The organism is Bergeyella anatis (assembly GCF_036016955.1).
Classification (GTDB): Bacteria; Bacteroidota; Bacteroidia; order Flavobacteriales; family Weeksellaceae; genus JAYWXI01.
The window spans coordinates 33,190-53,419 of the sequence record NZ_JAYWXI010000002.1 but is presented as its reverse complement, the minus strand read 5'-3'; the positions used below and the strand labels follow the sequence as shown (position 1 = coordinate 53,419).

Genomic DNA, 20,230 nt, shown 5'->3' with positions numbered 1-20,230 from the left:
ATTCCTTTAGCTGTGGGATCCAATTTCATTTATTCCTTTAAAAAAGCCTCTCTTCTATTGAGCATTTTATTTATATTTGTGCCCTATAATAATTCGTTTTAATCTTGTTTTTAAACAGTTTTATCCTTAGAAAATGAAAGGGATTTTAAAAATTTATCACCCGGAAGAGACCCTCAAATACCAAATTAAACATACCTATTGCAAGGCAATATATAGTCATAATCAACATTTTTTGGAAGTGGAAATTATTACAGACGATAGTCTGGATCATGTGGAAGACGACTCGCTTCAATATAGATTTCCTCAGATAGCCTTTCGGGTGTCGGATTTTCCCATTGTCTCGGCTCAGCTATCGGAAAAGACCTTGGAAATTGATGATTCAGAGGAGGAAAGCTATACGGAGGTGGATCTTTTTGATGATGAAGAAGCCTTTCTCTACGGAAATCACCTCCGCTTTAGTGAGGATGAAGAAGGGGTGCTCCAGCTAACGTGGCAAGGCGAAATTGATGATTTCTATTCCGGTGCATCGGAGCCGATACCATTCAAGCTTAAGTGTCATTTTAAACCCGATCAAATCGAGGTGGACGAGGATTAATCTCCGCTCCGGTTCCTTTTGATACTAAATTTGCGGTCTTTCCGTTACATTTGAAAACCATTTATATTTATGCAGGATAGCACACAACTTATATCGACCGTCGGGGTAGACGGAGCCCAAGCCTCTCAGGTACAGGTTTTTTCCTTGTGGGAAATTTTAACCGGCGGAGGACTTGTCAGTAATATTATTATGCTTTTGATTTTCCTTCTCGGGGTTTTGGCTTTGTATGTTTTTTTGGAGCGGTATTTTGCTCTTAAGAGGGCTGCAAAGCTAACGCCTAATTTTTTGGAAAATATTAAAGATTTCGTTCAGGAAGGAAAAATTCAAACCGCCGAAGATTATTGCAAAACCATTGATTCACCCGAGGCTCGGATGATCGAAAAGGGATTAGCAAGAATCGGACGACCTATTTCGGACATTTCCAATGCCATGCAGAACCAGGGGCAATTGGAGGTCTCAAAACTCGAAAAAAACCTGAATCTCTTGGCTTCGGCTTCGGGAGCAGCACCGATGCTCGGCTTTTTAGGGACGGTGGTCGGGATGATTATGGCCTTTTTTGAGATTTCTAATGTTACGGGGGCGGTAAGTCCCAAATTATTGGCTTCGGGGATTTATACGGCAATGGCTACTACGGCAGCCGGTTTGTTTGTAGGAATTCCGGCTTATTTCTTTTACAATATTTTGGTGACGAAAGTCGATCGTTTGGTTCTGAAAATACAGACGCACGTCAATGAGTTTTTGGACACGTTGAATAAACCCATCTAACCGCCTATGGAACTGAAACGACGAAACCGTGTAAGTGCCGAGTTCAGCATGGCTTCCATGACGGACATTATTTTCCTTTTGCTTATTTTTTTCATGATTACCAGTTCGGCGATTAGCCAAAGTGCAATTGAGGTGAAATTGCCTCAGGCTTCAAGCGAGACGCCGGCGGCACAAGATCCTACCACGGTAACCATTACCCAGGAGGGGAATTATTTTGTGGCCGATCAGGCAATTCCCAAAACACAATTGGAACAGCATTTGGTTAAAGCCCTTCAGGGGAAGTCCAACCCTTTATTTACGCTTCGTGCGGATGAAAACACGAAGCATAAAGACGTGGTTTTTGTGATGGAAATTGCAGAGAGACATAAATTTAATTTGGCTATAGCCACGCTTTCCAAAGAATAAAACAGATGAATGCCATAGCAGAACAACGGAGAAACGAACGGAGCGACCGCCGAAAAAGTGGGATAATCACTTTGTTGGTGTCTTTGCTGGTTTTGTTGGGCTTGTATTTTTATAAATTTTCCCGAGAGCTTCCTGAACCGAAAGAGGAAGTAACTACCATGCTTGTTAATTTTGGGGATTTACAAGATGGTCAGGGGGAGGAAGAACCTGCGCCCCAGGAGCCTTCGATGGTATCTGTTTCGGAGGAAGTTCCTCTACAGCAGCCGGAGATTGAACCGGTATCGGCACCTGAAAAAACGATTACCGGAACCAATAATAAAGTGGCGGCTCCCAAAGTCGAAAAAAGCGAAAAGAAGCCTGAAAAAAAAGAGGATAAGAAAAAAGAACCGGCATCGAAACCCTCACCGCTTCCGGCTAAGAAAAATCCGATTAATCAAGCGCAAGCACAGGGCGATGCTAAGGGCACTACGGCGGTGGGTAACTTGATACGGGGGAGAGGGGCGTCCAATGGCAGCCAAGGAACGGGAGGAACCTCAGGTAATGTGGGAGACCCTTTAGGAGGCGAAGGACAAGGCGATAGCAAAATAGGGATAGACCGTAAGTTGGTGGCGTTTATTCCGGGGACCATGGGACGGGGAGGTGCTCAGCCTTCACATAATTGCTCGGCTTCGGGAACCATTACGATTGCCTATACGGTGGACAAAGCTGGCAATGTGGTTTCGGCAAGGCGGAGCGGAGGGCTTTCAGACCCTTGTGTGACTTCTACTACGATTGCTTGGGTAAAACAGTACGTAAAGGCCGAAAAAGCCAGTACGTCATCCACGGGAACCTATCGTATAACCTTTTAATTTTTTTAAGGATAAAAAATGAAAAAACCTCTGTATTGACAGAGGTTTTTTTGATTTAATAATGACTTTCGTTTAGATTTTTTCCAGTAGCGTGCGGAAGTTCACTTTCTCGTCAATGATTCTTCTGAGGTTTTCCACGGGAACCCGTTCTTGCGTCATGGAATCTCTTTCCCGTAAGGTTACGGTAAAATCGGTGAGCGAATCATGATCTACGGTAATACAGAAAGGCGTACCGATGGCATCTTGTCGGCGGTAACGTTTGCCGATGCTGTCTTTTTCCTCGAAGATAACATTGAAGTCAAACTTGAGGTCGTTGAATATTTTTTCTGCAAACTCGGGCAGACCGTCTTTTTTGACCAAAGGAAGAATGGCGGCCTTTACCGGAGCCAAAGCCGGCGGAAGGGATAGAACGGTGCGTTCTGAACCGTCTTCCAAGGTTTCGTTTTTAAGACAGTGCGACATCAAAGCGAGGAACATCCGATCCAACCCGATGGAGGTTTCCACGACGTAAGGCACGTAGTTTTCGTTTCTTTCGGGGTCGAAATACTGAAGTTTTCTTCCGGAGTGGCTTTCGTGGGCGCTAAGGTCGAAATTTGTTCGCGAATGGATGCCTTCCAATTCTTTGAACCCAAAGGGGAATTTGAATTCGATGTCGGCTGCCGCGTTGGCGTAATGGGCCAGTTTTTCGTGGTCGTGGAATTTGTAGTTTTCCTGCCCTAGGCCAAGAGCCAAATGCCAGTTGAGTCGTTTTTGTTTCCATTCTTCATAGAAGCGGAGTTCGGTTCCGGGAGGAACGAAGAATTGCATTTCCATTTGTTCGAATTCGCGCATACGGAAGATGAATTGGCGGGCGACGATTTCGTTACGGAAGGCTTTTCCGATTTGGGCAATGCCAAAAGGCAGCTTATGGCGGGAGGTTTTTTGGACGTTAAGGAAATTAACGAAAATCCCCTGAGCCGTTTCAGGACGGAGGTACAGATCCGTTGCGTTTTCGGCTGATGCTCCAAGTTTGGTCCCGAACATTAGGTTAAACTGTCTTACGTCCGTCCAGTTTTTGGAGCCGGTATCGGGGTCGGCAATTTCTAATTCTTCAATTAGGGCTTTTACGTCGGCCAAGTCGTTGTTTTCTAGTGAGCGAGCCATCCGTTCCAAAATGGTTTTTTGTCGGGCTCTGTAATCCATCACTCGGGCATTGGTGTTTTCAAACTGGGCTCGGTCGAACGCGTCTCCGAAACGCTTGGCGGCTTTGTCGATTTCCTTTTGGGCTTTGTCCTCCAGTTTGGCACAATAGTCTTCAATTAGGACGTCGGCACGGAATCTTTTCTTGGAATCCTTATTGTCGATTAAGGGATCGTTGAAGGCGTCTACGTGCCCGGAAGCCTTCCACGTGGTCGGATGCATCAGGATGGCGGAATCAATGCCGACGATGTTTTCGTTGAGCTGGACCATGGCTTTCCACCAGTATTGCTTAATGTTGTTTTTTAGTTCGGCTCCGTTTTGACCGTAATCGTATACGGCGGAAAGTCCGTCGTAAATTTCGGAACTGGGAAATATAAAGCCGTATTCTTTTGCGTGGGAAACCACATTTTTAAAAACATCTTCCTGCTTTGCCATATCTGTATCGTATTTGATTGCAAAAATATGGATTTTTATGATTGTAGAAGAAAGGCTGGGGCAAGAGTTTTTGTTTTTGAAAGAAGGTTCTCTCTTGCGTGGAAGAAAAAGACGCAGGGCTTTAAGTCTTTGAAAGTACGGGGTGAAATCGTAAAAAACGGGAAACTCGAAAAAATGACTATTTTTGCACAAAATAAGGCGTGAAATACTATAATACTAAACATTTTTTCAAAATTCTTTTCAGTCTTCACAAGAGTGATACGCTGAAGATCTTGGGGCCTTCTCTGCTGGGGATGACTCTGTATTCCTATTCGATATATTATTTGGAGATTGAGTATTTGAAGCTTACCGAACGTTCTGTGATTAAGAATTTGGGGCTTTTCAACACGCTGTTGGGTTTTGTGCTTTCGCTTTTGCTGGTGTTTCGTACCAATACGGCATACGACCGTTGGTGGGAGGGGCGCAAATTATGGGGAAAGCTGGTGAACGATTCCAGAAATTTTGCGGTGAAGATGAACGGTATCCTTGGGGAAGACGAGCTCGAAAATCGGTTGTTTTTCCAGCGGCATTTGGCATATTTTCCGCATTCGCTTAGTCGCCATCTTACCAAGGAATGGACGAAAATGGCTTTGGATAGGGACTATTCTTCGGTGGAGCGTGTTTTTCGTCATCATGCGCCTTTGGAGATTGTCAATGCCATGGGGCGACGTTTGTCCCGAATGCATCGGGAGGGTAAAATAAGCGGGGAAGAGCTGGTTTATTTGGATCGCCAACTTTCGGGATTTATGGATGTTTGTGGGGGGTGCGAGCGGATTAAGAATACACCGATTCCTTATTCGTATTCTTCTTTTGTTAAAAAATTCATCATTATTTACGTTTTGATGCTTCCGATTGCTTATGTGGTAAGTATTGGATGGCTAATGATTCCTCTTACCGTTTTTGTGTTCTTTGTGTTGATGAGTTTGGAAGTGATTGCGGAGGAAATAGAAGACCCATTCAATAACGATGAAAACGATTTGCCTACCGAGCAATTGGCGCAGAATATTGAAAAAAACATCGATTTAATTTTTAAAAACATAGAATTTGACGAGGAAACTGAAGCTTGAAGAACTGGGAAGAATTGATATCGAGGCCTTTAAGGCTGCGGAGAAAATTCCTCTCGTTGTGGTTTTGGACAATGTCCGGAGTATGCATAATGTCGGAGCGGTTTTCCGTACGGCGGACGCTTTCGTGGTGGAACGGGTGGTTTTGTGCGGGATTACGCCTCGGCCTCCTCACCGCGAAATTCATAAGGCGGCGTTGGGAGCTACGGAGAGCGTGGACTGGGTGTATGAAGAAACGATCGATCGGGCTCTAACGGTCTTGAAGCAGGAAGGGTATACCGTTTTGGGGATCGAACAGACGAGCGAGAGCAAGCAGATTGATCGTTATGCGATTCAGCCGGGGAAGAAGTATGCCGTTGTGATGGGGAATGAGGTGGACGGGCTTTCCGAATCGGCTTTGCCTTTGTATGATGCTTTTTTGGAAATTCCCCAGCGGGGGACTAAACATTCCCTTAACGTGTCGGTTTGTGCCGGTATTGTCCTATGGGATTTTTTTAAAATTCTTTCTCAAAAATAATAATTTATGGAACTGAACGAACTGAGTCTTAATAACATTAGTGCCGATTTATTGTTTGAAAAAGCTACGACCTATGGGATGAAGCTTTTAACGGCTATTGTTATCATTTTAGTGGGATTTTGGATAACCACGAGAATTGCCCGACTGATTAAGAACTCTTTGGAGAAGACCAATTTGGGAATGGCGATTCGTAAAGTGCTGGCGGATATTATTTCTGTTCTGCTTAAGTTTTTGGTGGTTCTTGTCGCTATGAATACGGCGGGGATTGAGATTACCTCTTTGGTGGCGCTTATGGGAGGTTTGGCGGTTGGTGTCGGGATGGCTTTGCAGGGGAGTTTGGCGAATTTTGCAGGAGGACTTTTGGTGCTAACTTTTAAGCCTTATACGATTGGCGATACGGTGGAGACGATGGGAAAGATTGGGACGGTTCAGGAGATCACGCTTTTGCAGACCATTTTATTGACACCGGATTTAAAAACGGTGATTTTGCCTAATGGAAGTGTGTTTAACAATCCGATTACCAATTATTCCAAAAACGGAATCCGGCGGGTGGAGATTGCGGTGGGCATCAGCTATGATGATGATTTTGATGAAGTTAAAAAAGTGTTGATGGAGGTGTTCGAGAACGAACCTTTGATTCTCAAAGATCGTGATTGTATATTGGAAATCAACGATTTTGGGGATAATAGTGTGAATTTAGCGATGTATGGTTTTGCTAAAACGGCCGATTTTATGCGGGCGAAATGGAATCTTAACCGCGCGGTGAAAATGGTGATGGATCGTAATGGGTTCAGTATGCCTTACCCTCAGAGGGATGTGCATTTGATTAAGAAATAAAAAAACTGCAATGTCTTGAGAGGCAATGCAGTTTGAAATAAATCTAATAAAAGTAAAAATGAAAGGGTGCAAATATAACACAAATTGATGATACTGTGCAATAGTTTTTTGTAAAAAATAGAAAAAAATAAGAAAGAAAAAGGCGTTCTTTTTCTATATTTTGGGAGAACTTATCGAAGCGTTGCATTTTGGCAGGCGTTTTGGTGTTGGAAAACCGGCTTTAATGGCAGGGAAATCAGCGGGAATTAGAGGATGGAAAGCTATTGCCATTTAAAATAAGAGTATGTTAGAGAAAAAAGAACATTTATACGAGAAGGTGGTTTTGGTGGGATTGATCACCAAGGATCAGGACGAAGAAAAGCTCCGTGAATATATGGACGAGTTGGAGTTTTTGGCTTATACGGCAGGGGCTACGGTCGCTCGTCGTTTTACGCAGAAAATGACTCAGCCGGACTCCAAGACCTTTGTGGGCAAGGGTAAGGCGGAAGAAATAAAGGCTTACGTTAAGGAAAACGAAATCGGGACGGTTATTTTTGACGACGAACTTTCGCCCTCGCAACTGAAGAATTTGGAGCGGGAAATGGAGGTTAAGATTTTGGATCGGACCAATCTTATTCTTGATATTTTTGCCCAAAGGGCGCAGACGTCTTATGCGAGAACCCAGGTGGAATTGGCGCAGTACGAGTACCTTTTGCCAAGGCTTACGCGGATGTGGACGCACTTGGAGCGGCAGCGGGGAGGGATCGGGATGCGTGGTCCCGGAGAGACGGAAATCGAGACGGACCGACGGATTATCCGCGATCGAATAGCCTTACTGAAGGATAAACTAAAAACCATCGACCGGCAGATGGCGACCCAGAGAAACAACCGTGGAAAGATGGTTCGGGTGGCATTGGTGGGGTACACCAACGTGGGGAAATCGACGTTGATGAACGCCTTGTCCAAGTCTGAGGTTTTTGCGGAGAATAAGTTGTTTGCGACATTAGATACTACGGTTCGTAAGGTGGTGATCGGCAATCTTCCTTTTCTTTTGACCGATACGGTTGGTTTTATACGGAAATTGCCCACGCAGTTGGTGGAATCGTTCAAATCCACTTTGGATGAGGTTCGTGAGGCGGATTTGCTGATTCATGTGGTGGATATTTCGCATGAGAGTTTTGAGGATCATATTGATTCGGTCAATCAGATTTTGATGGAAATCGAAGCGCATCAAAAGCCGATGATTATGGTTTTTAATAAGATTGATGCTTTTGCTTACGAGAAGAAGGACGAAGATGATTTGACGCCTTCCACGCGGAAAAATATTTCTTTGGAAGAATGGAAGCGGACTTGGATGGCAAAGAGCAAACACCCGACGGTGTTCATTTCGGCGCTTACCAAGGCGAATTTTCCTGAGATGAAGAAGCAGATTTATGACGAGGTGCACAAGATTCATATTTCGAGGTTTCCTTATAATGATTTTCTTTTCGAGTATTTCGAGGAGGAAGAAGATTAATGACTAATAAACACGGGGAAATCTCTATTTTGAGGGTTTTCTCTAAAAATGAACCATCATGGTAGAGGAAATAAAGTCGGCTTTGCAAGCTTTGGCGATTGCTGAAAAGAGGGATTTTTTTCCTCGTTTTTTTAAGACGGGGAAGGGCGAGTATGGGGAAGGCGATCGCTTTATTGGGGTAACGGTTCCGGACCAGAGAAAGGTGGCAAAAGCTTACCAAGACCGCATAAGTCTTGACGAATTGGGCGAGTTGCTTTCTTCGGAGGTTCATGAGCACCGCCATTGCGCGCTTATTTTATTGGTTGGAAAATTTGAAAAATCGAGATCTTCACAGCAGAAAAAGGAGATGGTGGATTTTTATCTCTCGAACCTTGCTTATATTAACAACTGGGATTTGGTGGATGCCTCCTGCTATAAGCTGTTGGGACGTTATTGTTTTGAAAACGATGAGGAGGAGGTTTTGATGACGTTGTCGGCATCGGACGAGATGTGGCATAAAAGGATGGCGGTGGTTTCCACGATGTACCACGTTAAAAAAGGCAGGACCGATTTAACACGGCGTTTGGTGCTTAGTAACATGAATCATCCGCACGATCTTATGCATAAGGCTAACGGCTGGCTGCTTCGCGAAATGGGTAAGGCGAATCCAGCGGAATTGCGTTCTTTTTTGGAGCAATACGCGGCGGTGATGCCACGGACGACGCTGCGCTATGCGGTGGAAAAGTTAGACGTGGAGGAACGCCGTCGTTACATGGAAAAAAACAAATAGTATGGAGTTGAAAATCGGAGTTCACTACGGTCTTCACTTTGTTTTTCCTTTGGTTTTGGCGTTGGTTTTTTTTCGTGGCAACTGGAAAAGAGCTTATGGGATAATGTTGGCGACGATGTTGGTGGATTTGGATCATGTTTTGGCCGACCCTTTGTTCGATCCCGACCGGAACAGTATTGGGTTTCATCCTTTGCATACTTATCCCATGATAGCGGTTTATTTCTTGGGAGTGTTGTTTACTCGTGGGACTTTTAGGGTGATTTTCGTGGGGCTTTTGTTTCATATGTTTACGGACTGGCAGGACTATTACCTTTGGAGGTGAATTTCTTCGGAGAGGCCAATTGTTATGGCTAAGGAAAATTAAATTTTGCGGATTGGGGAGGGGAAAAATAACGAGGAAGGAAGCGCTTTTGTTTTTAGATTGGAGCGAGGGCGATGAGGAATAAAGGCTGCTGTCCAAGCTGTAGAAATCACATTGAATGAGCTTGATGCAGCAATTAAAGATGCTGAAAAATTATAAGAACGGCAGAGAACTTTCGGGAGGCTTGGGATTCCCTCGATTTGAATGAAGTTAAAAACAAGACGCTCGAACCAAGTTCGAGCGTCTTGTTTTTAAGGTTTTCCGAATTTCGCGGCGAACCTTTTTCCGTCATCAATGTTGAGCTTGGTAGCCAATTGGTTGAGGGTTCTTTTGTCTTTAATTTGTTTCGGGTTACCGGGAACAAACGACGTGGAAGCAGATTTTCCGGTGATGGCTACGCCGCTTATGGTTTCCAGGGCGAGTTTCAAATCGGGATCGGAGGTGTTTCCGAATTCTTTAATGTTCCCCAGCATGCTATACGGATTTGTCGGCATGGTGGGAGTGATTCCTCCGGAAGCGGGATGGGGGAGTTTGTTTTTGTTGTAGTAAGCGAACGTGATGGGTTGAAGCATCCATTGGTGTTCGGTGCTTCGGTTGTCTCGGGAGAGATAGTTGTCGCCCGGCGAATCCCATAGGGAGATGGAACCTACAAATTTTCCGTAAGTGGTGTATCCGATGGTTTGCACGGGAATGTATTGGCTTAGGGCGTCGATGGTAAGTTCGCTGGCCGATGCCGTTCCGATAAAGGTTAAAACGTGTAATCGGGACAGATGCAGGCTGTTGATTTCTTCTTGGTGTTGAAATTTCGGATAGTTATCAACCAAATTGTAAATATTGACCTTTGAACTCAGGTATTCGAAGCTGTCCCAGTCGTTATGTTTGTCATTCCAGTCCATATAGATGTAGGGCTGTCCTGTGTAGCTTCCGGTCAGCATCTGGGCTAAAGCCAAAGCGGTGTCTAAGGAGCCGCCACCGTTGTAGCGGAGGTCCAAAACGAGTTCACTGATTTGGTCGTTTTTCATTTGTCCGAAAATGGCGTTTAGTTCGTCATTGTAATCGGATTTAAAGGCGTTAAGGACGAGGTAGCCTATGTTTTTTCCTCCGAGGGTGTATTTTTTATAGAAAGCGATGGGGTTTTCGTCCATGGAAGCTTGGTGGATTTGGGCTTGCAGCCGGACGCCGGAGGTTACAACGCCGGAGGTGGTAACACTCACGGATTCGGCTACCGTTACCGCGTAAGATTCGGAAAAAAGAGCATCGGCATTGCTATTGGTTAGTAGGGCGCCGTTCACGTGGGTGATGACATCGCCTCTTTTCAGACCGGCTTGGTCGGCGGGAGAGTTGGGCACGACGTAGTTTACCAAAGCAACGAAATTGACCCCGCCATTATCTTTTGGGAAAAGCGTGTAGTCTACGCCGCTTATTTTTTCTACTTCGGCGATTTTTGCTGTGTGGGCCACCAAGGTTCCGTCGTTTTCGATCCAGGAAAACTTGTCGGTGGTTCCGTAGTTGTATAATAGGCCGTAGAAGAGCTTATCCGGGGTTTTACCGTTGATGAAATTGGCGTATTCGGTTTGGTTTTTGAAGTAGTTGTCGCCCAATAGCGGGACTTGTTTTTGCCAGTAATACCAAGAGTTCATGGCTTTCCATACAAAGTCGTTGGGGGCTTTTGGGGTGGTGGTGGGATTTTCGACGGTTGGTTCGTCCCTTGAGCATGCGGTTGCAACAAAGGTAAGACCCAATAGGAATGCGGTGTATTTTAGTATTTTCATTTTGATAGTTTTAGGATTTTTGTTTTGGATTTGAAAGGATAAAATTAGGAAAAGAAAATAAACGTGCAACTTTTTTATGGTGTTTATTTTTGAGAATAGGGGAACGTGGCGGGTGGGACTTGGTGTGCTCTTCTATCCAACTTTATTTCTATCTTTGCAGGATAGAAAGATTTAGAAAATAAAAACCGATTATGAAAAAATTATTTTTTACGGCGATGCTTGCCGTATGCGGCTTGGTTAGTGCTCAATCCGATGCTTTTGAGGGAAAAGGCGATGTGAGGCTTAATGTAGGGGCGAATTTCCAGAATGGAGGAACAGGAATTCAGTCGTCTTTGGATTATGGTTTGGGAGAGAGTTTTTCGGCGGGGGTTCAGGCCGGTTACCTTTTGGGCGTGAAAGAATACAGTGGAGAGAAACCTTCGGCTACACACCGTTTTGATGTTAAGGCGAGAGTCAGTGCTCATTTGGGGGATGTTTTGAGACTTCCTTCCAATGTGGATGTTTATCCGGGGCTTAACTTGGGGCTCAAGAATTTTGGAGCGCATGTGGGGGCTCGTATGTTTTTTGACAAAGGCTTTGGGGTTTTCGCGGAGGCTCAGTTTCCTATGGCGAGATATAATACGGAGGCTTCCAGCTACCGTTTATTGAATAACCAGTTTGCGTTTGTGGTCGGAGCTTCTTTCGATCTTACGAAATAAGTGAACGAATAGTCATGGATTGAGAAGGCTCCCGCTTCAATAAAGCGGGAGCCTTTATTTTTTTTTGATTCCGTGAAAATCCTTTAGGTAGAAGGGTTCGAAGTATGCGACATCTTCGGTTTGTTGATTTCGGATTTTTTCGGTTGCTTTTTTTAGGAGGAAGCGAGCCGAGGGGTAGACTTCACTTAGAAATTGGGCTTTTGGGGTTTTGAGAATTTCGGAGGCTTTTTTTGCGCCGTCGCCAACAAAAAGTGTTTCGCCATTCAGTTCCGAAAAACTGTCTTCGGATAATATTTTAGCTTCGGTTTCGGAGAGGAGTTGCCCTGAAGTTCCGTCGAATACGGCCGAATAAACCTCCATCCGTCGGGCGTCCACCATTGGGACGATATAGCGGTAACCCTGATTTAGAAAGGGCTCAACCATGGTTTCCAAAGAATTTATGGCGACTAAGGGAACATTTAGGCCGAAGCAGAAGCCCTTTGCTGCTGAGGCTCCGATGCGGAGTCCGGTATAGGACCCCGGTCCTTTGCCTAAGCTTACGGCTTGGATGTCCTGAAGGGAGAGCTCTGCGCCTTCCAAGGCCCACTTCACGAAGGTGTGCAAAGATTCGGACTGCTTGTAGTTTTCCGAAACTTCTTCGCATAGGCTAATCAGTTGGTCGTTTTCCGATAGGGCAACCGAGCAATTCTTTGATGAGGTTTCGAGATGGAGAATTTTCATGGAGGCAAATTTACGCTTTTCGGTGGATAGTACGGGGCTCGCTTTGGGCTGCAGGGTAGATGGTCATGTCGGAAATCGTCACATGGGCTGGGGCGTGGATGCAATAGGCGATGGCATCGGCAATGTCTTCGGCTTTTAGGGCTTCGTATCCAGCATAGACGCTTGCGGCACGTTCTTTATCACCTTTAAAGCGTACTTCGGAGAATTCCGTAGCAACGGCTCCGGGCTGGATGTTGGCCACTTTTATGCCGAAAGAGGTAAGTTCAATCCTCATCCCTTCCGAGATGACGTCGACGGCTCTTTTGGAAGCGCAATAAACCACTCCTCCGGCATAGGTTTGTCTTGCAGCGACAGAACTTATATTAACGATGTGTCCGTTTTGTTTGGTTTTCATCCCGGGAAGAACGGCTTTGGAGACGTAGAGCAGCCCTTTGACGTTACCGTCCATCATGGCGTCCCAATCTTCGGTGTGGCCTTCGGTGAGAGGGTCTAATCCATGGGCGTTTCCAGCGTTGTTAATCAGTACGTCAATATCCCGAAAAAGCTCTGGGAGGCTTTTCACGGCTTTTTGGACGTCTTGGTTCTTTCGTACGTCAAAGCAAAGCGTGTGGATTTGCGCTTTGGTGGAAAGTTTTTGTTTAAGTTCGTTCAGTTTTGCTTCGCGGCGTCCGCAGAGAATCAGGCGGTGGCCTTCTTGGGCAAACCTTTCGGCGCAGGCTTTTCCTATGCCTGATGTTGCTCCGGTAATCATGATGGTTTTCATTGAAATAAAGCGTTAAGGGATGGAACCGAAAATCGCTAAATTTTCAAGGAGAGCCGAGAAAATTTAGCGATGCAAATCGGGTGAATTTTAAGGGTTATTTTATCTCGGCGATAATATTGACCGCTTCTTTCAGATAAACGTCTTTTTGGAGGTTTTTAATCCAGTTTTCGGATTTCTTTTTGAAGACCTCGTCGGTTTTTTCACGGGCTAAGTCTTCTTGGTATCTTGAAAATTTAAGACCGTTTTCGAGTTTGTCCAATGCTTCAAATTTCTTTACTTGTTCTTTTCTTTGTTTCATTATCTCGCTGAATTTCGCTTGGTTCAGCGTGATGGATTCTTCTTTGTCCAATTCTTCTTTCCACTTTGCCGACTGTTGAAGCAATAGGTAGGCTTCGTTTTTGGAAAGCCTTTCGGTGCTGTTTTTTTGAAGTTTGGCAATATCGAACGTGTTTAGTTTCTTGAACGTTCCTGCTGGGGTTATTTTATCCCAAGCCAATGCATAATCGTCGTAGCGTTCTCCGATTTCGGCATGGGTGAAGAAATCGTTCATTTTGATGTCGGATTCTATTCCTTTCTTTTGGGTGGACTCTCCGGTGATGCGATAGAACTTCTGGATGGTAAGCTTTAACGATCCGAAATCGTCGTTGCTGCTAAGGAAACGGTTGAGGTCGACAAAAGTCTGCACGGTGCCTTTTCCAAAACTCTGAGGGGAGCCTACCACCACGCCGCGCCCGTAATCCTGAACCACACCCGCCAAGATTTCGGAGGCCGAAGCCGAGAGTTCGTTTTGTAGGATAACCAAAGGACCGCTCCATAGTGGAGAGTTGGTTTTGCTGCGTAGGGTTTGGGTTTTTCCACTGCCGTCTTTGACCTGAACGTACGGCCCTTCGTTCATGAAAAGCCCCATGATGTCGCCTACTTCGGTGAGCGAACCTCCGCCGTTGTTTCTCAGGTCAAGAATGATACCGCTGATGCCCTGGGCTTTCAGTTTAATGATTTCGTTTTTGATGTCGTCGGAAGCATTGCGTCCTTTGGCGTCTTCAAAATCGGCATTGAAGTTCGGGAGATTGATAAATCCGTACTTTTTTCCGTCCGGGGCATTTACAATGATGCTTCGGGCAAAGGTGTCTTCAATGGCCACTTCTTCGCGAACCATGGTGACTTCACGAATGGTTTTGTCTTTCTTTTCAACGGTCAGGGTCACTTTGGTTCCTTTTTCGCCGCGGATTAATCTTACGGCTTCTTCCACAAGCATGCCGGCCACGTTAACGGGTTCTTCGTTTGGTTTGGCTTGGACTTTTAGAATTTTGTCTCCTTCGTTCAGTTGTTTGGATTTCCATGCCGGAGCGCCAATCGTGAGGGCGCCCAAGTACAGATACCCTTTTTTTTCTTGAATCACGGCGCCGATGCCGATGACTTTTCCCGAGAAACTGGTGTCGAAATCTTCCTTGTCCTTAGGGGAAAAATAATTGGTGTGCGGGTCGAAAACTTCCGTATAAGCATTCATGTACAGACGGAACCAGTCCATTTTTTTTCTTTTCTTGAAACGGCGGAAGGAATCCGTAACCAAGTCTTTAACTTCGTCGGTGGCTTTGATTCTTTTTTGTTCCGGAGATAGGATTTCGACCTTTATGGTGTCTTTCAGGTTATTTTTAATCACGGAATCCTTTTTCTTCTTTTGAGACTCTTCTTTGGCATTGAGGGTCTCGATTTCCTGAAGGATGTTGTATTTGATGAACTTTTTCCATTCGTTGTATTGCTCCTCTTTATTGACCGGGAATTTTTTCTTTTCGGGATCCAAGATGATGGTTTCGTCTTCGTCCAGGTTGATGGGTTTGCTCAGAATGTCCTGAGTCATTTTATCGATTTCGTCTACCCTTTGGAAGAGCCGCTCGTAGGTAAGGTTGTAAAAGACGATATTCCCTTGGTTAAGGTAGTCGTCCAGTTTGGTGCGGTGTTTGGCGAATTCGTCCAAATCGGATTGGAGGAAATAGCGTTTGGCCGGGTCAATCATCTCGATGTATTTGTCGTAAACCTCTTGGGAATAGGCATCGTTGATGGGTTTCGGGCTGTAATGAAGGTAAGAGAGGGTGTTTTTTACGCTGACCATGATGGTTTGCATTTTCTCGTCGTCGTTTTTCGGCGAGTTGAAGCAGAATATAAGGGTCGATAGCGGAATGAACAATAAAAGGGTATTCAGCTTAAATTTCTTAAACATTTTTTTATGTGAATTTTTTTAATGATTTGTTGAGGTCCTCCGGCGTTTGTTACAGTGCAGGCAGATTAAAAGCTATCAAATTTAATACCTTATTTTCAAATAAGGGGCTTTTTTTGATTAATTTTGTTGAAAAAGATTAATGAGTATGCAAAAGCCTTTAATTCTCGTTACTAATGACGATGGTATTACGGCACCGGGAATAAGAAAACTGGTGGAATTTATGAACGAATTGGGTGAAGTGGTGGTGGTGGCACCGAACTCTCCGCAGAGTGGGAAGGGTCATGCGATTACGATTAATTCGACGCTAACGTTTGAGGCGATTTCTTTGGAAGGGCCTCAGTCGGATTATGCCTTGAGCGGTACGCCGGTAGACTGCGTGAAGTTTGCTTTGGATAAGATTCTTAAAAGACGGCCGGATATTGTGGTTTCGGGAATCAATCATGGGGCTAATTCTTCGATTAACGTGATTTATTCGGGGACGATGTCTGCGGCGGTGGAGGCCGGAGTGGAAGGCTTGCAGGCCATAGGGTTTTCCCTTTTGGATTTTAGCTGGGAGGCGGATTTTGATCAGGCGAAGCCTTTCATACAGCAGATTGTCCGTAAAACCTTAGATAATCCAATGCCTAAAGGCGTGGTACTGAACGTTAATATCCCGAAACTTTCCCAGTCGGAAATCAAAGGCATTAAGGTTTGCCGCCAAGCTCAGGCTAAGTGGGAGGAGAGTTTCGATGAGCGCATCAATCCTCATGGAAAGAAATACTACTGGCTTACGGGGTACTTCAATAATATGGATTCGGGCAGCGATGCGGACGAGACTGCCCTTTCAGAAGGGTATATTTCGGTGGTTCCCGTCAAATTTGACCTTACGGCGCATGAGCACCTTGAGCATTTGCGAGGGGTATTCCATGAAGAGTGATTAATCTTTTAGGGTTTGGAAATAACGTTTCAGTATCTCGGCATTATCGGCTTGTTTAGTTATGATTTCCAGTATTTTAGGCTGGTTGTCGGGTTTGAAAAAATGATCCAGTACCCGGTTGAGCGTAAGATCGTCGTCAACTTTGACGTAACCGAACCCAAAATGCTTGGCGAGATGTTCGGCGGTTTTTTGGTGTTTGGTCGCGATGAATTCGTCTAGGATATTCCCGTTGGCCTTGCTTGGGCCGGGGATGATTCTAAAGATATTGCCTTCCCCGTTGTTTACCACAACAATTCTGGTGTAGGGCGGGATGTATTGGTTCCATAGCCCGTTGATATCGTAGAAGAAGCTCAAATCTCCGGTAACCAAAACGGTAGGGTTGGTTGCTTTAATGGCGAAGCCCATGGCGGTGGAGGTGGAGCCGTCGATGCCGCTGGTGCCTCGGTTGCAGTAGATTCTTCGGTTTCTGAACTCGAAAAGCTGGGCGTAGCGTATGGCTGAACTATTGGAAAAATGAACATTAAAGCCTTCAGGAATTTTTAGACTTAGAAGTTTGAATATCAATAGATCAGAGAACCCAATTTGCTGAATGTACTCTTGGTGTTTTGTTTCTTTTTTGTGGCGAAGGACGTCCCAAAGATTGTAATAGGAGCTGGGTTCCAAATTGACGAAATTAAGAAGTTTTCCCAGAAAATTTTCAGGGGATGTGCGGATGGTTTCGGTCAAGGCAAAATAGGTGTCGGGCTGCCAATGTTCGTCCACGTGCCAATGGTTTTTGGGCTTCGCTTTCCGAAGGAATTCTTTTACTTTTTTGGAGACGACATTTTGTCCCAAGGTAATCAACAGATCCGGGGCATACGTTTGGTAGTCGTCTTCGGTGAAGTTGTAAATGTACCGGTCGATATGCCCGAAGAATTTTTCATGATAGAGGTTGGCATTGGTTTCGCACAGAACCACCACCGAGTGGTTTTTTACCAGTTGGGAAAGTTGGCTTTCCAGTTCTTTACTGTAGCTTCGGGTGCCTGTGAGGATGAGAATTCTTTTGGCGGTATTCCACTCGGCAATCAGGTTGGAGGGGATTTCGTAGGAGCGGGTTTTTAGTGTTTTTTCGATGCTTGGAAACTCCGGGAGTTCGGTGACCAAATCGTACAAGGGCTCGGCAAGAGGGATGTTGATGTGGACGGGACCTTGTTTTTCGATGCATAACTCGACGGCTTTTTTGATAAGCTGGAAATTATGATCCTCTGCATCCTCTTCTCCGTCTTCCAAAAGTTGGAAATCGCCGTAGGAGTGCTGTTGAAAAAGAGCATTCTGACGAATGGTTTGACCATCGAAGAGATCGACATAGTCCGAGGGGCGATCGGCCGATAGAATAAGTAAGGGGATGTTTTGGTAGAAGGCTTCCGTTACGGCGGGGTAGTAGTTGGCGGCGGCCGAACCGCTGGTGCAGGTAACGGCGACAGGTTTTTTTTCGCATTGCGCCATGCCAAGGGCTACGAAGCCTGCGCTTCTTTCGTCGACGATGCTGTAGGTGTTGAATTCATCCATTTCACCGAAATGAATGGCCAAGGGAGCATTTCGTGATCCCGGGGAAACAACGATGTCTACAATGCCGTAGGATTTTAAAACGTGTGCTAATATCTGGACGCTTCGTTTGGACGAGAACTTTTTCATGCCACAAAGGTAGCGCATTTCGGTGGTTTTCGGAACGGGATTTTTATCGGGGTTTGTTTTTTAGAAAAGTCTTAGTTGCTGTGACTTGCTTCCCGTGAAATGCTGAGTGGAAAGTTCAGGAATAGTGGCTTTGCCGAAATATTTTTTACGGGCCAGTCGGTAGGTGGTGTGAATAAGCTCGGCGATTGGTCCTTGGCCTTTATAGCGGAGGAAGGCTTTTTTTTCGCCTAAATGACCTCCGTGGAGGGCTCGGATTTGGTTGAGGACTTTTTCTGCTCGGTCGGGGAAATGGGCTTCCAACCAGCGGGTGAATATGGGTTGTACGGTGTCATTTAGGCGGATTAGGAGATGTCGGGCATCCATGGCGCCTTTTTCGGCGGCGGTTTTGTAAAGAAGGAGACCTTCCTCCGCATTGAGTCCGGGGATGACCGGGGCACAGAGAATTTTGACGGGTATGCCGGCTTCGCTTAGTTTTTCGATGGTTTTGAGCTTTTGCTCCACGGTGGAAGTTCGGGGTTCCATGACTTTTCTTAAGTCTTCATTGATGGTGGGAAGACTAAGGTTGACCTGCACAAGATTTTGCTCGGCCAGGGGAGCTAAAATATCCAAATCCCTTAAAATTAAGGCGTTTTTGGTGATGATGGACACGGGATGGCGGTAATCTCGAAATAAAGTAAGTAGTTTTCGGGTGATTTCTAATTTTCTCTCGATGGGCTGGTAGGGGTCGGTATTGCCGGAGAGGATAATGGGGCTCGGAGCGTAGCCTTTCTTTCGGAAAAATTTTTCCAAAAGTGCGGGCGCCGAGGATTTGACCATGATTTTTCGCTCGAAATCGAGTCCTGCTGAATAGCCCAAGTATTCGTGAGTGGGGCGGGCATAACAGTAGGAGCAGCCGTGCTCGCACCCCTGATAGGGATTTAAGGAATAGTCCATGGGAAGGTCGGTGCTTTTGACGGTATTGACGATGGTCTTTGGGAAAACCTCGGTAAAGGTGGTTTTTTCGCGAGGGACAGGTTCGTCTTCGGGGGAATAATGGTACCGGTCGAAACGGTTGATTTCGTTTTGTTGGGCTCCTTGGCCTTTGGGAGGTTGTTTTTTGTCCATGATTTACGTTGCAAAAGTAAAATGCAGAAAGGAAATAATTTTTCCCAATCGGTTTGAGTTTTCAACAATTGCTTACGAGAGGCAGGCGTAGATGGCTTCGATTTTTTTTACGACATTCAGTCCCTTTCGGGCTTCCGCGTAGTTTGGTGCGGTTTGTAGGGCTTTGCAAATTTCCTGAACAGAAGCAACCAGGTTGTTGGGATTGCCTTGGAGTTCAAAGAGTGGAGCTGAGTCCTCCAAACCTTCAATATCGCAAAACTCGATGCGATCGAAATACTGTCCCGAAATTTTCAAGGTGCCTTTTTCGGCGATGATGGTCATGGAGCTTTCCAAATTTTTCCGACAGACGGCGGTGGAGAAATTAACTACGCCGAGACCTTCGGTTTCGGTAAGGGTGTAGGTGAATGTTCCTGTGTCTTCAATTTCTACCAAGTGGTTGTGGCGCAGGGTTTTGGCTGTGGCGTTTTGAACTTCAATTTCTCCGAAGAGCCAAAGGATGAGATCGATGAAGTGAAAAAACTGCGTGTATAAGGTACCGCCATCTTGAGTTTTAGTGCCTTTCCAAGACCCTTTTTGGTAGTATTTTTCGTCTCTGGACCATAAAAGATTGGTTTGGACGAAGTAAATTTTACCCAGTTGGTTTTCTGATAAAATATTTTTCAGAAATTTTGAGATAGGGGAATGCCGGTTTTGGTGGGCTAAAAAAAGGTTTTTATTCTGTTTTTCAGCGGTTTGTATCAGTCGGTCGGCCTCTTGGGAAGAAAGGCAATAAGGTTTTTCGACCAATACGTTATAGCCACGGTTAAGGAGGATTTCCGCCTCCGAACAATGTCGGGCGTTTGGGGTGGCAATAATGACAACATCGGCAAGGGGGCTGTCGTGCAAAAAAGCGTCCAGACCTTGGTAGTGGCCAAGGTCCGGACGGTGTTGAAGGTTAAGGTCAATCAATGCGCTGACCTCGGCATCGGGATGCTGGGCAATGGCGTCAAAATGTTTTTTGCCCATGAAGCCGTAGCCGAGAATCGCAAATTTGGTCATGATTTGTTTTTTCTTCGG

General features: G+C 45.4%; 20 protein-coding genes. 12 read left to right on the top strand and 8 right to left on the bottom strand.

Annotation, left to right across the window (positions count from 1 at the left end):
- Positions 1-133: 133 nt before the first annotated feature.
- The 4 genes from VQ048_RS01825 to VQ048_RS01810 all read left to right on the top strand — a co-directional run bounded on the left by VQ048_RS01825 (position 134) and on the right by VQ048_RS01810 (position 2,613).
- A complete protein-coding gene (locus VQ048_RS01825) occupies positions 134-595 on the top strand; it encodes a hypothetical protein (RefSeq protein WP_327609977.1) in 462 nt (153 codons plus the stop codon).
- Between the two features lie 69 nt (positions 596-664).
- Positions 665-1,360: a MotA/TolQ/ExbB proton channel family protein gene (locus tag VQ048_RS01820; protein ID WP_327609976.1), complete on the top strand. Its 696-nt coding sequence runs from the start codon at positions 665-667 to the stop codon at positions 1,358-1,360.
- Positions 1,361-1,366: 6 nt separating this feature from the next.
- Positions 1,367-1,765, top strand: a complete 399-nt coding sequence (locus tag VQ048_RS01815) for an ExbD/TolR family protein (protein ID WP_327609975.1) — start codon at positions 1,367-1,369, stop codon at positions 1,763-1,765.
- Positions 1,766-1,770: 5 nt separating this feature from the next.
- Positions 1,771-2,613 (top strand): ferric siderophore ABC transporter substrate-binding protein, encoded by an 843-nt coding sequence (locus tag VQ048_RS01810; protein WP_327609974.1) that lies wholly within the window; start codon positions 1,771-1,773, stop codon positions 2,611-2,613.
- Positions 2,614-2,685: 72 nt separating this feature from the next.
- On the opposite strand, the gene VQ048_RS01805 is transcribed toward VQ048_RS01810, so the two are convergent.
- Complete coding sequence (locus tag VQ048_RS01805) at positions 2,686-4,227, bottom strand: glycine--tRNA ligase (RefSeq protein ID WP_327609973.1); 1,542 nt, start codon at positions 4,225-4,227, stop codon at positions 2,686-2,688.
- A 200-nt stretch (positions 4,228-4,427) separates the two neighbouring features.
- On the opposite strand from VQ048_RS01805, the gene VQ048_RS01800 reads away from it, so the two are divergent.
- The 6 genes from VQ048_RS01800 (at position 4,428) to VQ048_RS01775 (ending at position 9,270) form a co-directional block, all read left to right on the top strand.
- Positions 4,428-5,333: a bestrophin family protein gene (locus VQ048_RS01800; RefSeq protein ID WP_327609972.1), complete on the top strand. Its 906-nt coding sequence runs from the start codon at positions 4,428-4,430 to the stop codon at positions 5,331-5,333.
- Entirely contained in the window at positions 5,311-5,847 is a 537-nt protein-coding gene (locus tag VQ048_RS01795; protein WP_327609971.1) for an RNA methyltransferase, read from the top strand. Before VQ048_RS01800 ends, VQ048_RS01795 begins: the two co-directional genes overlap by 23 nt.
- Before the next feature lie 6 nt (positions 5,848-5,853).
- Entirely contained in the window at positions 5,854-6,684 is an 831-nt protein-coding gene (locus VQ048_RS01790) for a mechanosensitive ion channel family protein (protein ID WP_327609970.1), read from the top strand.
- Positions 6,685-6,967: 283 nt separating this feature from the next.
- Positions 6,968-8,179 carry a GTPase HflX gene (hflX, locus tag VQ048_RS01785; protein WP_327609969.1) on the top strand — a complete coding sequence of 404 codons (1,212 nt, stop codon included), beginning with the start codon at positions 6,968-6,970 and terminating at the stop codon, positions 8,177-8,179.
- 58 nt (positions 8,180-8,237) lie between these two features.
- On the top strand, positions 8,238-8,948 hold the full coding sequence (locus VQ048_RS01780) for a DNA alkylation repair protein (RefSeq protein ID WP_327609968.1): 711 nt from the start codon (positions 8,238-8,240) through the stop codon (positions 8,946-8,948).
- Position 8,949: 1 nt separating this feature from the next.
- A complete protein-coding gene (locus tag VQ048_RS01775; RefSeq protein WP_327609967.1) occupies positions 8,950-9,270 on the top strand; it encodes a DUF6122 family protein in 321 nt (106 codons plus the stop codon).
- 290 nt (positions 9,271-9,560) lie between these two features.
- Here VQ048_RS01775 and VQ048_RS01770 read toward each other — a convergent pair whose 3' ends face one another.
- Positions 9,561-11,081 carry a S41 family peptidase gene (locus tag VQ048_RS01770; protein ID WP_327609966.1) on the bottom strand — a complete coding sequence of 507 codons (1,521 nt, stop codon included), beginning with the start codon at positions 11,079-11,081 and terminating at the stop codon, positions 9,561-9,563.
- Between the two features lie 191 nt (positions 11,082-11,272).
- Between VQ048_RS01770 and VQ048_RS01765 the strand changes: the two genes are divergently transcribed.
- On the top strand, positions 11,273-11,779 hold the full coding sequence (locus VQ048_RS01765; RefSeq protein WP_327609965.1) for a DUF6646 family protein: 507 nt from the start codon (positions 11,273-11,275) through the stop codon (positions 11,777-11,779).
- Positions 11,780-11,833: 54 nt separating this feature from the next.
- Here VQ048_RS01765 and tsaB read toward each other — a convergent pair whose 3' ends face one another.
- The 3 genes from tsaB to VQ048_RS01750 form a co-directional block, all read right to left on the bottom strand.
- Positions 11,834-12,499, bottom strand: coding sequence for a tRNA (adenosine(37)-N6)-threonylcarbamoyltransferase complex dimerization subunit type 1 TsaB (tsaB, locus tag VQ048_RS01760; protein ID WP_327609964.1), 666 nt, complete (start codon positions 12,497-12,499; stop codon positions 11,834-11,836).
- A 10-nt stretch (positions 12,500-12,509) separates the two neighbouring features.
- A complete protein-coding gene (locus VQ048_RS01755) occupies positions 12,510-13,262 on the bottom strand; it encodes an SDR family NAD(P)-dependent oxidoreductase (protein ID WP_327609963.1) in 753 nt (250 codons plus the stop codon).
- A gap of 94 nt (positions 13,263-13,356) precedes the next feature.
- On the bottom strand, positions 13,357-15,480 hold the full coding sequence (locus VQ048_RS01750; RefSeq protein ID WP_327609962.1) for a carboxy terminal-processing peptidase: 2,124 nt from the start codon (positions 15,478-15,480) through the stop codon (positions 13,357-13,359).
- A gap of 145 nt (positions 15,481-15,625) precedes the next feature.
- Between VQ048_RS01750 and surE the strand changes: the two genes are divergently transcribed.
- Positions 15,626-16,396, top strand: a complete 771-nt coding sequence (surE, locus tag VQ048_RS01745) for a 5'/3'-nucleotidase SurE (protein WP_327609961.1) — start codon at positions 15,626-15,628, stop codon at positions 16,394-16,396.
- Here the strand turns inward: surE and menD are convergent, their stop codons facing one another.
- The 3 genes from menD to VQ048_RS01730 all read right to left on the bottom strand — a co-directional run bounded on the left by menD (position 16,397) and on the right by VQ048_RS01730 (position 20,212).
- Positions 16,397-18,070, bottom strand: a complete 1,674-nt coding sequence (gene menD, locus VQ048_RS01740; protein WP_327609960.1) for a 2-succinyl-5-enolpyruvyl-6-hydroxy-3-cyclohexene-1-carboxylic-acid synthase — start codon at positions 18,068-18,070, stop codon at positions 16,397-16,399.
- 60 nt (positions 18,071-18,130) lie between these two features.
- Positions 18,131-19,174: a PA0069 family radical SAM protein gene (locus VQ048_RS01735; protein WP_327609959.1), complete on the bottom strand. Its 1,044-nt coding sequence runs from the start codon at positions 19,172-19,174 to the stop codon at positions 18,131-18,133.
- Positions 19,175-19,246: 72 nt separating this feature from the next.
- Positions 19,247-20,212, bottom strand: coding sequence for a Gfo/Idh/MocA family protein (locus VQ048_RS01730; protein ID WP_327609958.1), 966 nt, complete (start codon positions 20,210-20,212; stop codon positions 19,247-19,249).
- Between the last annotated feature and the right edge of the window lie 18 nt (positions 20,213-20,230).